Below are 14,201 nucleotides of genomic sequence, written 5' to 3' on the forward strand. Positions count from 1 at the left end.
CCCACCTGACCGGATCCCGAAGCCGCCACTCGTCCCGGTCGCGTCCACGGCCCATGATGCACGTCCCGTTCTCTTGCCGATGTGGGGAAGAAAACACCGGCATCGCCCCGCTACCTTGGCCGCTGTATTATTTTTTCGCCCATTGTAGGACAATTCGGTCTTTTTTCGGTGCGTGTGGCCGGGCCGACGAGGTACGAAAAGCACCCCTCGGGAGTACGGTGGCCAGGGCCTGAGGGCCCGGGGCAGGAGAATCCACCCCGGAGCGCAGGCACATATCGGCCGTCCATGGGCAGTAACCGGTTCGGCGCTCGTCGCCACGACCAGTAAGCATCACACAAGACAGGTGAACACCGATGTCGACCAAGGGCGCCGAGGACAGGCGGTGCGAAGAGCGAGGACGGACCGGCCTGTCGGCCAGGGCGGACACGAACATGGAGCGCTTCGCCGCTCTGGTGGCCCGGACGTTGCGGGCACCGGTGGCGCTGGTGTCCCTGGTCGAGGGAGACCGTCAGGTCTTCCCCGGCCTGGCAGGCCTGACAGGACCATGGGCCGAGAGCCGGCAGAGTCCGCTGTCGCACTCGCTGTGCCGGTACGTCGTGACGGACGGCGAACCGCTGGTCCTGACCGACGCCCGCCTCGACGAGCGGGTGCGCGCCGTCCCGGCCGTCGCCGAGCTGGGGATGGTCGCCTACGCGGGGATGCCGCTGACCGACGAGGACGGGCGGGTGCTGGGGTCGCTGTGCGCGGTCGACACCACCGCCCGCCGGTGGACCGACGCGGAACTGACCGACCTGGCCGACCTGGCCGCGGCGTGTTCGAGTGAGTTGCGGCTGCGCCTGGCCTCCCGCGCCGCGGAGGACGCCCGCGCGGCCGCGGAGGAGGCGCGCGCGACCGCCCAGGCCAACGCCGCGATGCTGCTGCGCGCCTCCCAGGAGATGGCCGAGGCCACCAGCGTCCAGGACGTGCGGCAGCGACTGCGCCACCTGGTGATCGGCGCCCTGGCGCCGCACTACATCGGACTGAGCCTGCTGCGGGACGGCAGGCTGACGCGGGTGCCCGACACGGACGGCCCGCACGAGGTCGAGGAGGTCCTCGGCCAGTACGACACCGAGGCGCCCTTCCCCTCGGCACGGGCGCTGCGCGATCGCCGGATGATCGCCATCCCCAGCCGGGAGGACCTGGCGGCCCGGTACAGCCCCGAGGCGGTGGCCGCGTTCGACTCCCTGGGCCTGACCTCGGCGGTGTGCCTGCCGCTGATCGCCAGCCGCGGCCCGGTCGGCGTGCTCATGGTCGGCTGGAATCGGCACCACCAGCCGGACCTGGTGGAACAGGCGACACTGAACGCGCTGGCCAGCTACACCGCGCACACCGTGGCACGCGCGCTGTTCCTCGGCGAACGCATCACCGTCGCCCGTCAGCTGCAGAGCGCCATGCTGACCGACCTGCCCGCCACGCCCGGACTGGACAGCGCCGCCCTGTACCGGCCCGCCGCCACCGACGACATGGTCGGGGGCGACTGGTACGACAGCTTCCCGCTGCCCGGCGTCCCCGGCGGGCCGGTGACGTCCTCCCTGGCGATCACCGTGGGCGACATCACCGGCCACGACATACGGGCCGCCGCCCTGATGGGACAGGTGCGCAGCATGCTTCGCCAGGCCGTACTCGATCATCCCGCGCTCGGGCCCGCGGCCGCGCTGACCGCTCTCGAACACGCCTGCCTGAGCCTGCGGCTGCCCGCGACCGGCAGCATCCTGCACGCCCGTCTGGAGCACGGCGCCGCCGGATGGGCGTTGACCTGGTCGAACGCCGGTCACCCGCCTCCACTGCTGCTCCTGCCCGACCGGAGCACCCGGCGGCTCGACCAGCACGACGTGCTGTTCTATCCGGGTCTCGGCCATCCACCGCGTACCGACCACCGCATGGACCTGGTGCCCGGCTCGACGCTGCTGCTGTACACCGACGGCCTCGTCGACCGGCCCGGCCGGGACGTCGAGCAGGCCATCGGCACCACCCGCGCGTTGCTGGCCGCCCACGGGGAGCGGCCGCTGCCCGAGCTGCTGGAGACACTGGCCGACGAGATGGCCGGGCCGAAGGCCGACGACGACGTCGCCATGCTCGCCGTACGCGTCCCGCTCCGTCCGCATGTCTGAGCCCGGTGGGCACCCGGGGCCGGCGCGGCGCACAGGACGCCCGGATGTGCCTTACCGTGGTCCCAGAGCCGTGTACCGGCAGGGGGCGCCTGTCAGTGGAAGGGAAGCCATGTCGCACCACGCCGACCAGAACGACCAGACGGGGCAGGCGCAGCAGGCCTTCATCGTGGAGGCCGGTACAGACGGCTATCCGACGATCGTGCACGTGTCCGGTGCGCTGGACTACGACACCTCTCCCGTGCTGGGCGCCGTGATCGACAGGCTGTGGGAGGAGCTGGACGGCGACCACCTGCTGCTGAACCTGGAACGAACCACCTTCTGCGACTCGGTCGGCCTGAGCCGCCTCATCGCCGCCTTCACCGGTTCCCAGCAGCGGGGGGTGACGCTGCTGCTGGTCGCCCCGCAGCCCTTCATGCGCCACGTCCTTGACCTGACCGGCCTGTCGCGGATCCTGATGATCCGCGACAGCCTCGCCCAGGCGCTCGACGAGGCCCGGGAGCGCTCCACGAACGACCAGGGCCACGTGCCCTCCCTGTGAGGCCCTCGGCCGGCGCCACGCCCGGACCCCGGGCCGCGGGACCGGTTACCCGTGCTGGGGCACCGGCCGCGTGTCGGCGAAGGGGACCGCGGGAAGGGGGAGCGTCACCTCGACCGTGGTGCCCTCCCCGGGGCCGCCGCTGACGAGGCAGAGCCCGCCCAGCTCCGCGGTGCGCTCGCGCATGGAGGTCAGGCCGACACCCGCGCGGCGATCCGGCGCCAGCCCGGCGCCGTCGTCGACGATCAGCAGGCGCAGCGCCTCGGGTTCGCGGCGCAGTTCGACCCGGACGTGGGTGGCGTTCGCGTGCCGCCGGACGTTGGTCAGCGCCTCCTGCGCGATCCGGTAGACGGCCACCTCGACCGCGGCGGGCAGGTCGTCCAGCTCGCCCTCGACGCTCACCTCGGTGACGGGCCCCTCGGGGGTGGCGGGTTCGGCGAGCGCCCGTACGGCGGCGGCCAGCCCGAGGTCGTCGAGGGCGGGCGGGCGCAGGCCGTAGACGAGCTGCCTGATGTCGCCGGTGACCGAGTCCATGCCGGAGCGCAGCTCACGCAGCAGCCCGTCGGCGGCGTCGGGGGAGGTCTTCAGGCTGAGGCGGGCCATGTTGATGGTCATGGCCAGCCCGCTGAGCGTCTGCCCGAGGCCGTCGTGCAGGTCACGGCGCAGCCGCCGCCGTTCCTCCTCCCTGGTGCTCAGGATGCGCTCCCGGGAACGTTGCAAGTCGGCCGACATCCGCAGCGCGTGCGCCACGTCGGCCGCGTAGGGGACCAGCGTGGCCAGCACCCGCTCGTCGTGCGCGGCGGGGAAGCGGCGCGGGGTCGGCGGTCCGACCAGCAGCCGCCCCACCCGCTCGCCGTGCCAGACCAGCGGCACCTCACGGGGAGCGTCGCCGATCTGCCCGCTGGTCGCGCTCGCCACGCCGACCCGCTGTCCCGGCTCGCCGCCGGTCACCTCGACCGTGACCCCCTGTACGGCCAGGCCCTCACGCAGCACGCCGATCACCGACGCCAGCGCCTGCGCCGGATCCCCCCGGCGTACCTCCTGGACCAGCCGTTCCGCGAGCACACGCGGGTCGCCGACCGGACCGTAGAGCAGGCGGTCGATGGACCGTTGCAGCGTCCGGCGCAACGGCTGGAAGAACGCGCCGGTGAACAGGGCCGCGGCGAGCCCGGCGATCTGGTCGAGGCCGGAGACCAGCAGGCTCGACAGCGCGGCCACGCCGAAGTAGACCCCACCGACCACGGCCAGCAGCCCCGCCGCGACGAAGGTCCGGCTGACGATGGTGTCGATGCCGTACAGCCGGTAGCGCATCACCGAGAACAGCAGCGCGACCGGGATGAGCATCGCCCACAGGATCGACAGCCAGGTCAGCTCCGGCGCGGCGACGCCGACGAACATGAACACGATGTACCCGGCGAACGCCAACAGCGGCCAGCCGATCTGCCGCCTGACCTCCGGGTCCGCCCCGCGGAAACGCAGCAGCATGGACAGCGCCGCCAGCGGCAGCGTCGCCAGGATCCCCGTCCAGTTCACCACCAGCATCGTCTGGTGGTACGGCGCCAGCTCGGGGATCTGCAGCGGGTTGTGGATGACCGCAGGAAACAGGTAACCCTCAAGCGGCGGGTCGGGCCGGATGAACTGGCGGGTGGTCTCGGCGACGGTGGACACCACGCCGAGCAGCACCACCGCCCGCCAGCGCCGCGAGGGCAGCCTGCCGTCCGGGGAGTACAGCGGCAGCAGCATCTCCAGCGCGAGCCCGGAGACCCCCCAGCCCAGATACACCGCGAACCTCAGGAACCCCGCGAGCGTGAGGTTCCCGTGCGAGGCGGTCAGCAGCATCATCGCCTGGCAGAAGTCGTGTACGGCGCCGCCGAGCCCGCCCAGGCACATCAGCCACGCCAGCTTGAGCCTGGGCCGGTGCGCGATGAGGAACGCGCCGACCGCGGGGAAGGTCACCCCCGCCGCCGTCAGCGGCGTGACGGTCTCGGGCGACTTCCACTCCTCGGGGAGGGTCGCGTAGATCCATATGGCCGCGGTCACGAGCAACGGAGACACCACGGCCAGGACGACGGTGACCGCCCTGGCTGCCCACGCCATCCCACTCCCGCTTTCCGGCGCCTGTTTTCGCCTGACCCTAGTGTGCCTTTGGGGCGGTACAAAGGTCACGATTCACCACCATTGTGGCAGGGGCGTTATCAAGGGAAGCGCCGGATTTCACACTGATGACCGCCAGCTCGTTCACACGACGACGGGAATGAGATACAAACTCTCAGTGATCCCGATCGATGGCACTGATCCTCGGCGAATCGGTCCGTACCACATCATGGGCAGATTGGGAGCGGGCGGCATGGGGGTCGTGTACGCCGGTCTTGCCCCGGACGGTGCTCGTGTCGCGGTCAAGCTCGTCCACGACTCCCTCGCCGGAGACCCGGAGTTCCGGATGAGGTTCGCGCGGGAGATCTCCGTCCTCACCCGGGTACGGGGCCTGTGCACCGCGCGGATCCTCGAATCCGACGCGGACGCGGCACGCCCCTGGCTGGCCGCCGAGTACGTGCCGGGGCGGACGCTGGGCGACCACGTCCGGGCCGACGGCCCCCTGACGGGGGATCAGTGGTTCGGCCTCGTGGTGGGGCTGGCCGAGGCGCTGGTCGCGGTCCACGCCGTGGACGTCGTGCACCGTGACATCAAGCCCTCCAACGTGATCCTCGCGCCGAACGGCCCCAAGCTCGTGGACTTCGGGATCGCGCGGGCCCTCGACGGGACGTCCGTGACCCGCACCGGGGCTCTGGTCGGCACCCCCGGCTGGTTGAGCCCGGAGGAGTACCGCAGCACGTCGGCAGGACCGGCCGCCGACGTCTACGGCTGGGGACTGCTCGCCGTGTACGCGGCGACCGGCAGACCGCCCTACGGCACGGCCCGTCCCGAGGTCCTCGCGCTCAGGGTCCTCAACGACCCGGTGGACACCTCCGAAGTCCCCGAACCCCTGCGCGAGCTGGTCGGCAGAGCACTGGCCAAGGACCCGGCGTCGCGGCCCTCCGCGCGGGAGATCCTGGCGGAGGCGTCGCAGGCGTGGCGGATCGACGGGACCGACGAACTGACGACACGGCTCGACCACACCTGGGAGCCTCCCGTCGAGGATGTCTCCTGGCGGAAGGAGGAAGAGGAGGAGCAAGCCGGGCAGGAAGAGCAGGACAGCCCGGACAAGCAGGGGGAGCAGGGCAGGCGGGAGACGCGGAAGGGCGGCCGTCGCCGGGGCGTGCTGGCCGGTACCGTGGCCGTCGCCGTCGTGGGGGTGGTGGGGGCGGTCCTCTGGTCCCTGCCGGACGGGGCCGGCCTGTTCGCCGCGCCCTCGTCCACGCCACGGTCGACCCCACCGTCCGCCCCGGTGTCCACCCCACCGTCCAGCCCGTCGACCGTGCCCGCCTCGACGACTCTCTCGACGCCCCCGCCACCTTCGACGACCCCGGCCACTCAGATACGGCCGGAAGCCCCGGAGACGACCGCCGACCTTGCCGCCGCCCTCGACCTGGCGCTGACCATGACCCCTTCGGCGAGTTTCTCCTACGAGGGCGGTTTCACCCAGAGTTCCGCCGTCGCGACGGTGACCGGCAGGGTGGTGAACCGTACCGCTCACGCCGGCCGTGACGATTTCGACATCAGGATCGGGGGCGACGAGTTCGATGATCGTCACGTCGTCGTCCGTGACGGTGTCCTCTATCCCGGTAAGAAGAACCTGTTGAGCCTGAAGGCGGGCACCGCCGAGTGGGCCGTGCTCATGGTCGCGGGAACAGCCGGGCCGTCCGTCATCGGTGAGGTGGTGGCCAACTCCACCCGGATGGAGCGCAAAGGACACACCTACTCGGGAACCCTGGCCGTCGACAAGACGAACGGGCTCCTGCGGGAGCTTCTCGACTCGTGGATGGGTGGGGACGTCATGAAGGAGGGTTCTCGTTCGTACCTCACTTACCTGCTGACCACTGACACGCACGACAGGCCGAAGGCGTTCCACCTCGTCTGGAGCTTCCCCACCGGAAGCGCCGGCATCTACCGGGCCGACTTCACCACCACCTACAGCGACTGGCGCTCCGCCGAGTGACCTCGGGGTCTGGGTGTTCTCAGCGGTTCGGGCTGATCAGGCCTGGCTCGTAGGCGATGATCACGCGTTGTGCATCGTGTCTCCCGGCCAGTACTTGGTCACGGCGCCCAGCATGAACTGAAGGGCTATGAACCCGCACAGGCCAGTCTTCAGGTGTTTCGACATGTGCTCTCCCCTTTCGGGGCAGGTCAGACCTCCGCGTTGCCGGAGGCGTCGTTTCTCTTCGCTGGGATCGCGACACGCCCCGCGCCGGGGTGCAGCCGTCCGGGACGGCGGCGCGTGGTCCGCCGTCCCGGGCTTGGCGCAGAAGGTCGCGGTCACTCCGCGTAGGGCTGGTCCGTTCCCCGGGGGCTGTAGCCGAGACTCCAGACGTAGCCGTCCGGGTCGGCGAAGGTGCCGCCGTACCCGCCCCACGGCAGGGCACCGGCGGGCTTGAGGACTGTGGCGCCGGCCTTCTCGGCCTCCGCCATGATCTCGTCGACCCGCGCCTCACCACGGACGACGTAGGTCAGGACCAGTCCGCTGAAGCCGCTGCCCTCAGGGCTTGTGCCCACCTGGTCGGCCAGGCCCTCACGACCGTAGAAACCGACGGGCGAGGCGCCGTCCGACTCGAAGAACACCGAGATGCCGTAGTCGTTCTTGATCTTCCAGCCGAGTCCCTCCGTGTAGAACCGCTTGGCCCGGTCCATGTCCCGGACTCCGAGAAGGATCGAGCTGACGTGCGCTTTCATGCCTTGCTCCCTGTGCGTGGGGTGGTGTGCGCCGGCGGGCCGGACATCCGGGCCGGGGCCCGGATGTCACATCGGCGTGCGTTCGCCGGTCAATTGGTATGACAGGCACGGACGGAGGAATGTGACAGATGGCTGAGCAGGACTGGCTGAGCGAGCGGTTCGCCGAGCACCAGAACCGCCTGTACGCGGTGGCCTATCGGATGCTCGGCTCCTCGACCGAGGCCGAGGACGCGGTGCAGGAGGCCTGGCTGCGGGTCGGCCGCGCCGAAACCGGCCAGGTGGAGAACCCGGCCGGTTGGCTGACCACCGTCGTCGCCCGGGTCTGCCTGAACATGCTGGAGACGCGCCGGGCCCGGCGTGAGGAGTCGGCCGGGGCGCTGCCGCCAGAACCGGCCGAACCGCGACCGAGCACCCACCCGGTCGGCCAGGCCACCCCCGAGGAGGAGACGCTTCTGGCCGATTCGGTCGGTGTCGCGCTGATGGTGGTGCTGGACACGCTGACTCCCGCCGAGCGGCTCGCGTTCGTCCTGCACGACGTCTTCGCTGTGTCGTTCACCGAGATCGGCGCCATCCTCGACCGCTCCCCGGCGGCGGCCCGGCAACTCGCGAGCCGGGCCCGGCGCCAGGTGCGGGGAACGGCCGACGCCTCCGACGCCGCGCGATCGGCGAAGCGGGAGATCGTCGAGGCGTTCCTCGCCGCGGCCAGAGGAGGGGACTTCACCGCCCTGGTCGAGTTGCTCGATCCGGAGGCCGTGGCCATAGAGATCCGCGGCGCCGAAGCGGTGGCGGCGTTCTTCGCCGGACGGGCCCAGGCCGCCAGGCTCGCCCTGGTCGACGGCGTCCCGGCGGCCGTCTGGTCACACCGGGGCCGGCCGAAGGCCGTCATCACGTTCACCGTCCACGACGGGAAGATCACCCGCATCGCCGTCGAAACCGATCCGGACCGGCTCCGCGACCTCGACATCGTCCATCTCCTGGCCGGTGACGAGGAGCGGCGTTGACCGGCGTCGGGTCAGGGCGCGGAACGCCGTTTTCGGGGAGGGGGGTCAGCGGTTCGGGCTGATCAGGCCCGACTCGTAGGCGATGATCACGAGTTGGGCTCTGTCTCGGGCGTGGAGTTTCGCCAGCAGCCGTCCGATGTAGGTCTTCACCGTGGCCGGTGACAGCTGTAGCCGCTCGGCGAGTTCGGTGTTGGACAGGCCGCGCGCCACCAGGGTCAGGACCTCCCGCTCCCTTTCGGTCAGGAGCTGGAGTTCGCGGGTCAGCACCGGGGGCCGTTCGGGGGAGCGGGCGAACTCGGCGATCAACCGGCGGGTGACGGTCGGGGCGAGGAGCCCCTCTCCCCGGGCGACGAGGCGGATCGCGTCGCACAGTTCCGCGGGCCGGGTGTCCTTGAGCAGGAACCCGCCCGCCCCGGCGCGCAGCGCGGCGTACACGTGGGAGTCCAGGTCGAACATGGTCAGGATCAGGACCCGCACCCCCTGGGTCTCCGGCGTCCCGCAGATCCGCCTGGTGGCCTCGATGCCGTCCATCGTCGGCATGCGCACGTCCATGAGCACGATGTCGGGCAGGTGGGCGAGGGCGAGTTCGACGGCCTCCGCGCCGGTGCCCGCCTCCGCGACGACGGTCATCTCGGGCTCGTTCTCGATCAGCGCCCGGAAACTGCCCCGCAGCAGGGCCTGGTCGTCGGCGACGAGCACCCGGATCGGCTCGGTCACAGCGCCTCTTCGTAGCGCAGGGTCGCGTTCACCTGGAATCCCCCATCCGGCAGCGGCCCCGCGGCGAACCGCCCGCCGTACATCGTGACCCGCTCCCGCATGCCGATGATGCCGTGTCCCGGGGAGGTCGCGGGAGGCGGGGCGCCGTGGCCGTCGTCGGTCACCTCGATCGTCACGACCCCCTGCCCGGCCAGGACGTTCACCCGGCAGCGGGCAGGGGCCGCGTGCTTGACGACGTTCGTCACGGCCTCCTGGACGATCCGGTAGGCGGCGAGCTCGACGGGTTCCGGGAGGTCGTCCCCGCCCTCGACCGACAGTTCGACGTCCACCCCGGCCATGGCGGCCCGCTCGGCGAGTTCGGTGAGGCCGCCGAGGGTCGGCACGGGGGCCGGTCCGGTGTCCTCCCGGAGCACCCCGAGCAGCCTGCGCGTCTCGGTGAGCGCCTGCCTGCTCGTCGCCTCGATGACCCGCAGCGCGTCGAGGGCCTCCTCCGGCCGGTTCCGCGCCAGGTGGTTGGCGACGCTCGCCTTGACCGCGATCAGCCCCATCCCGTGGGTCATCACGTCGTGCAGCTCACGGGCGATCCGCAGCCGCTCGTCGACCAGCACCTGGTGCTCACGCTGCCGTTCCAGGCGTGCCTCCTGGTCACGGCGTTCACGCACGTTGAGCGCCCACCGCCAGGCACCCCCGAGCAGCGGCAGGGCCAGGACGTACCACCACGCGCCGCCGGGGAGCGGCAGGTCACCGACGGCGGCGGCGACCACCGTCGCGGCGGCGGCGCAGGCCATGGCCCGTGCCGCGAGTTCCCTGCGGGCGCCGAGTGTCAGCGTGTACAGAGCGCAGGCCGTGGCGACGAACGGGTCCCACAGCAGGCCGAGCGCGGCGGCGGGGGCCGAAAGCGCCATGATTACGACGAACGCCCCGAACGGCCGGTACCGCCTGAGCGCGAGCGGTACGGTGATCGCGGCGGCGACGGCCAGTGAGACCGGGAGCCGCCACGGGGACCCGGTCTGGTCCATGAGCAGGTTGCCCGCGAGACCGATGTCCACGGTCAGGAGCGCGACGGCCGTCATGACATCGGCGGCGACCTGACGGCGGGTGGGCTTCTCTGCGGGCATGACCGGTACGGTAACGCGCCGCCGAACCAGGACACATCCACCCAGGGAGGATCATCCCTGGGGATGAACGACAGCCCTGGGGCTGACCGGGAAGTGTCCACGGAGGGCTGATCCGCCCCGGGTGGACGCGGTGCGATCGTCGGGCCATGCCAACCGACCACAGCTTCCCCGGCCGCCGGATCAGCGCGGTCTCCATGATCGTCGGACCCCTGCTCCTGCTGGCGGGGGCGTTGACGCGGGTGCCGTTCCCCTTCTCCTTCACCGAGCAGCTGGCGGCCGTACAGCGGGCTCCCGGCCTGGTGATCGGCGGCTACACCGCGTTCCTGGCGGGCAACGTGCTGATGTGGCCCGCCGTCGTCACGCTGGCCCGCGGGATCGGGCGGACCCATCCCATGTGGGCCGCGTGGGGTGGGGCGTTCGTCATCTTCGGGCTGTTCGAGCGCACCTTCCACGCCGGAATCAACCAGACCGCGTTCCGGCTGGTGCTGCGGCGCGGCCTGGACTCCGCGACGGCCTTCGTCCAGGACTCCTACCAGGACACCCATCTGTTCAGCTACCTGTCGTTCACGATCATGTTCGGCTGGTACGTCCTGGCCTTCGGCGCCTACCGCAGCCGGGTCCTCGGCCTGACCGGCTCGATCGCGCTCGCCTCGATGGGGACGGTGCCGCTCGGCGTGCTCAAGGGGACGGACGCGTTCACGATCGCCGGGACCCTGGGGTTGTGCGTGGCGTTCCTGCCGCTGGGGTTCAGGCTCGTGCGTGAGGGGCCGAGGCCGAGCCGCCGCTCCGTCCTGCTCACCCTGCTCGGCACGGCGGTCGTCGGCCTGCTCGCCTACGCGAGCACCCTCGGCTGAGCCACTCGAACGCCGTTCTCACCCGTTGTTAGACTCCCGGAATGCGGATTCCTGGAGACGAACAGATTCGCGCGCTCCACGAGAAGTACGCGCCCACGCGGGAGGCGTTCGAGCTCGTCTTCACCCACTGCGAAATCGTGTGCGGCATCGCCGAGCAGATTCTCGCGCGTACCGGATCCGACCTCGACAGGGACCTTGTGCGGGCGGGAAGCCTGCTTCACGACATCGGGGTCTACCGGCTTTACGGCGCCGACGGAGAACTCGATCACACACGTTACGTACGGCATGGCGTGCTCGGTCACGAACTCCTCCGTGAGGAGGGATTCCCTGAGGAGATCTGCCGCTTCTGCTCCTGCCACACCGGAGTGGGGATCAGCCGGGACGACGTGCGGAACCAGGGGCTTCCCATCCCCGTCGCCGACTATGTCGCCGAGTCGGGTGAGGAGAGACTGGTGATGTACGCCGACAAGTTCCACAGCAAGTCCACCCCGCCCACATTCGTCTCCGCCGCGTCCTACGCCACCCGGGTCCGGCGCTTCGGCGAGGACAAGGTCGTCGCGTTCAAGGCGATGTGTGAAACCTTCGGCGTTCCCGATCTCACGCCTTTCACCACGGCCTACGGGTGCGCCGTGGTCTAGGACCTGTTTTGTGGATCTTTACGCCTACTGCGGTCGTCCAGGCGGCCCCCCGCCGCGTTGTCGTCGTCGCCCATAACTCCGTTATGAGCTCCTCCTCCGCCTTGCGGGGCATCCACCTGGACGATCCTCGCCACGGCGAAGATCCACAAAACAGGTCCTAGGAGGGCGGGCGTACGGCAGGGCGGCCTCTCCCGTCTGACGAGGTCGTGGTCCCGTCAGGAGAGCCGGAGGTGATCCCACTCGGAGGCCTCCAGCGGGGTGGCCGTCTCCACGGGGACGACCAGCCCGGCCCTCCCGCGTGACCCGCCGGGGCCTGTGGGGTCGCCGACGCGCAGCAGGACCCGGGCGGGCTCCCCCAGAACCTCCTCGGGCACCTCGTACAGGGCGAGGGTCAGGGCCGGGTCGCGGGGGTCCTCCGCCGAGGCGACCAGCGGCAGTCCGGTCTCGGCGACGTAGCGGTCCCAGCCGAGGGACTCGATGGCGCACCTGCGGACCTCGGCGTCCTTCTCCGCCGCGATGGCCTCGCAGTTCGGGGCCTCGATCACCCACTTCGGAACGCGGGTGCCGTGCCAGGCGTAGAGCGTGTGCCCGTCGGGCCAGGAGAGCGCGGGCCCGTTCTCGCAGTGGAGCCGCAGGTCGCCGTCACGCCGGATCGCGACGGGACGTCCGGACATGACGACCGCGCCGGCCAGGGGGATCCACCAGCCGAGCCTGCGGGTCACCTCCGCCAGCGCGTCCAGGCGTTCGTCGGATCCCGCCCCGGCCACACGCAGGGCGGAGGTGTAGAACGCGATCCAGTAGGCGTCCCTCCAGATGTCCTTGGCCCCCCACACGTACCTGGACGGATCGGATCCGGCCCGGTCACCCAACTGGCTCAGGAGCTGCCCCCGTAACTGGGCGCGGAGCTGCCCCCACAGCGGCTCCCAGAGCCGGGCGCGGAGCTGACATCGGAGCCGGTCCAAGAGCCGCTGCCCGAGCCGGTCCCTGAGCCGGCCCTCCAGGCACTCCTTGAGCCGGTTCTCGAAGTGCCCACAGCGGACGATGGAGCCGCCAAGGGCGGAGACCATCGGGAAACAACCGGGTGGCGAGTCCACCCACACCTTGAGAAGGGGCGGCTCCAGGCCGACCAGCGCGTACATCTCGCGCACCGCCCGCTCCGCCTCGCCCCTGTCGACGGGGCGGGTGGACAGGCCGTCGCGCATCCACTGGTCACGGATGTCGGCGACGAGGGTCTCGTGCTCGGCGGTGAGGACGCCCTCGAAGGGGGGCAGGGGTGTGCCGCTCATCTGCAGTCGGTCATCCATCTCGGAGAGTCGCTCAGGACGATCGGTGACACCGCCGGTCCGGACTTCTCGTCGGCCGCCTCCGGACGCGTTCGCCGGGTCGAAGGAGCCGGGCGAAACACGAAGCGTGCCGGCGCTCTTCTTCGAGCGGCTCGGTCCGGAGGGGAAACCTGCGTTGTTCCGATGCCGCCAGGTTCACCGAACATTCTTGCGAGCCACTTGGAATTCGCTGGAGGACATTCTTGTGAGCCACTTGGAATTCGCTGGCGTCAAGGAAGTCGCCGGTCAGGGCGCCGGATCTCAGTCGCGGTGTGGTGCCCGCGGTTTCAGAGGGGCGAGGTGGCGGCCGACGGCACGGGCCAGTGTCTCGACGTCACCGTCGGGCTCGGGCTGCACGTTCCCCTCGACGAGCAGGCTGGCCAGGCCGTGCATCATCGCCCATGTGGCGACGGCGGCGGTCCAGTCGGTCGAGCCGTCCGGCATGGTGGTGCCGCTCAGCCACTGGTGCCAGGCCCGGTCGCGGGCGGCCACGAAGTCGGGGTCACGGCTGTTGAGCAGGTCGGGGACGCGCATGACCGCGAAGTGGGCGGGGTGGGCGGTAGCGAAGAGGACGTAGGCGACGCCCTGCTCGACGAGTCCGCCGGTGGCCCGGACCCGTTCCAGCTCGTCGGCCAGCAGGTGGTAACCCTCGACTGCGATCGCGGTGAGCAGGCCGGCCTTGTTGCGGAAATGGTGAGTGGGAGCGGCGTGGGAGACGTCCGCCCGGCGGGCGATCTCGCGAAGGCTCAGCGCGACCGGCCCGTCCTTCGTGACGGCCTCCAGCGCGGCGTCCAGCAGGGCCCGCCGCAGGTCCCCGTGATGATAGGACTGCTTACTCACGGCGATCAGCCTACCGGGGCCGCCTGAACGCCGTAATGCCCCCTCAGGGCTGCGGACCTGCTCAATCATCGGCCGGGCGGCCGCCCCGGGCCCCGGTTCTCGCGGGAACCCCACGACGCGGGCCGCCTCCGGGATCACGGCTTCGCCGGTCCCGTTCGGCTCCCTTCGGCGGCAGGAGAAGAACCGGGACGAGGGCCGC

General features: G+C 70.9%; 12 protein-coding genes. 6 read left to right on the forward strand and 6 right to left on the reverse strand.

Annotated features, from left to right (window positions below):
- Positions 1-353 precede the first annotated feature (353 nt).
- Positions 354-2,150, forward strand: coding sequence for a SpoIIE family protein phosphatase (locus tag ACFOYY_RS04555; RefSeq protein WP_386188080.1), 1,797 nt, complete (start codon positions 354-356; stop codon positions 2,148-2,150).
- A gap of 109 nt (positions 2,151-2,259) precedes the next feature.
- Positions 2,260-2,688 carry an STAS domain-containing protein gene (locus tag ACFOYY_RS04560; RefSeq protein ID WP_386188082.1) on the forward strand — a complete coding sequence of 143 codons (429 nt, stop codon included), beginning with the start codon at positions 2,260-2,262 and terminating at the stop codon, positions 2,686-2,688.
- Between the two features lie 45 nt (positions 2,689-2,733).
- On the opposite strand, the gene ACFOYY_RS04565 is transcribed toward ACFOYY_RS04560, so the two are convergent.
- Positions 2,734-4,782: a sensor histidine kinase gene (locus ACFOYY_RS04565; RefSeq protein ID WP_386188085.1), complete on the reverse strand. Its 2,049-nt coding sequence runs from the start codon at positions 4,780-4,782 to the stop codon at positions 2,734-2,736.
- 226 nt (positions 4,783-5,008) lie between these two features.
- Here ACFOYY_RS04565 and ACFOYY_RS04570 point away from each other — a divergent pair, with 226 nt between their 5' ends.
- Positions 5,009-6,781, forward strand: coding sequence for a serine/threonine-protein kinase (locus ACFOYY_RS04570; RefSeq protein ID WP_386188088.1), 1,773 nt, complete (start codon positions 5,009-5,011; stop codon positions 6,779-6,781).
- A gap of 317 nt (positions 6,782-7,098) precedes the next feature.
- Here the strand turns inward: ACFOYY_RS04570 and ACFOYY_RS04575 are convergent, their stop codons facing one another.
- Positions 7,099-7,512: a VOC family protein gene (locus ACFOYY_RS04575; protein ID WP_352015633.1), complete on the reverse strand. Its 414-nt coding sequence runs from the start codon at positions 7,510-7,512 to the stop codon at positions 7,099-7,101.
- Between the two features lie 128 nt (positions 7,513-7,640).
- Between ACFOYY_RS04575 and ACFOYY_RS04580 the strand changes: the two genes are divergently transcribed.
- The gene (locus ACFOYY_RS04580; protein ID WP_352015634.1) at positions 7,641-8,513 is read left to right on the forward strand and encodes a sigma-70 family RNA polymerase sigma factor; all 873 of its coding nucleotides are present in this window, start codon (positions 7,641-7,643) and stop codon (positions 8,511-8,513) included.
- Between the two features lie 45 nt (positions 8,514-8,558).
- On the opposite strand, the gene ACFOYY_RS04585 is transcribed toward ACFOYY_RS04580, so the two are convergent.
- Positions 8,559-9,230 (reverse strand): response regulator transcription factor, encoded by a 672-nt coding sequence (locus ACFOYY_RS04585; RefSeq protein ID WP_362914873.1) that lies wholly within the window; start codon positions 9,228-9,230, stop codon positions 8,559-8,561.
- Entirely contained in the window at positions 9,227-10,348 is a 1,122-nt protein-coding gene (locus tag ACFOYY_RS04590; RefSeq protein WP_386188093.1) for a sensor histidine kinase, read from the reverse strand. The genes ACFOYY_RS04585 and ACFOYY_RS04590 overlap by 4 nt, the downstream gene beginning before the upstream one ends.
- 146 nt (positions 10,349-10,494) lie before the next feature.
- Between ACFOYY_RS04590 and ACFOYY_RS04595 the strand changes: the two genes are divergently transcribed.
- Both ACFOYY_RS04595 and ACFOYY_RS04600 read left to right on the forward strand, forming a co-directional pair.
- Complete coding sequence (locus tag ACFOYY_RS04595; RefSeq protein ID WP_352015637.1) at positions 10,495-11,202, forward strand: hypothetical protein; 708 nt, start codon at positions 10,495-10,497, stop codon at positions 11,200-11,202.
- A 41-nt stretch (positions 11,203-11,243) separates the two neighbouring features.
- Positions 11,244-11,840: an HD domain-containing protein gene (locus ACFOYY_RS04600; RefSeq protein WP_386188095.1), complete on the forward strand. Its 597-nt coding sequence runs from the start codon at positions 11,244-11,246 to the stop codon at positions 11,838-11,840.
- 215 nt (positions 11,841-12,055) lie between these two features.
- Here ACFOYY_RS04600 and ACFOYY_RS04605 read toward each other — a convergent pair whose 3' ends face one another.
- Together ACFOYY_RS04605 and ACFOYY_RS04610 are read right to left on the reverse strand one after the other, a co-directional pair.
- Entirely contained in the window at positions 12,056-13,144 is a 1,089-nt protein-coding gene (locus tag ACFOYY_RS04605; RefSeq protein ID WP_386188098.1) for a DUF6745 domain-containing protein, read from the reverse strand.
- Positions 13,145-13,423: 279 nt separating this feature from the next.
- The gene (locus tag ACFOYY_RS04610; protein WP_386188100.1) at positions 13,424-14,002 is read right to left on the reverse strand and encodes a TetR/AcrR family transcriptional regulator; all 579 of its coding nucleotides are present in this window, start codon (positions 14,000-14,002) and stop codon (positions 13,424-13,426) included.
- Positions 14,003-14,201: the final 199 nt, after the last annotated feature.

The sequence above is a fragment of the Streptosporangium jomthongense genome (assembly GCF_042650425.1).
Taxonomy (GTDB): Bacteria; Actinomycetota; Actinomycetes; order Streptosporangiales; family Streptosporangiaceae; genus Streptosporangium.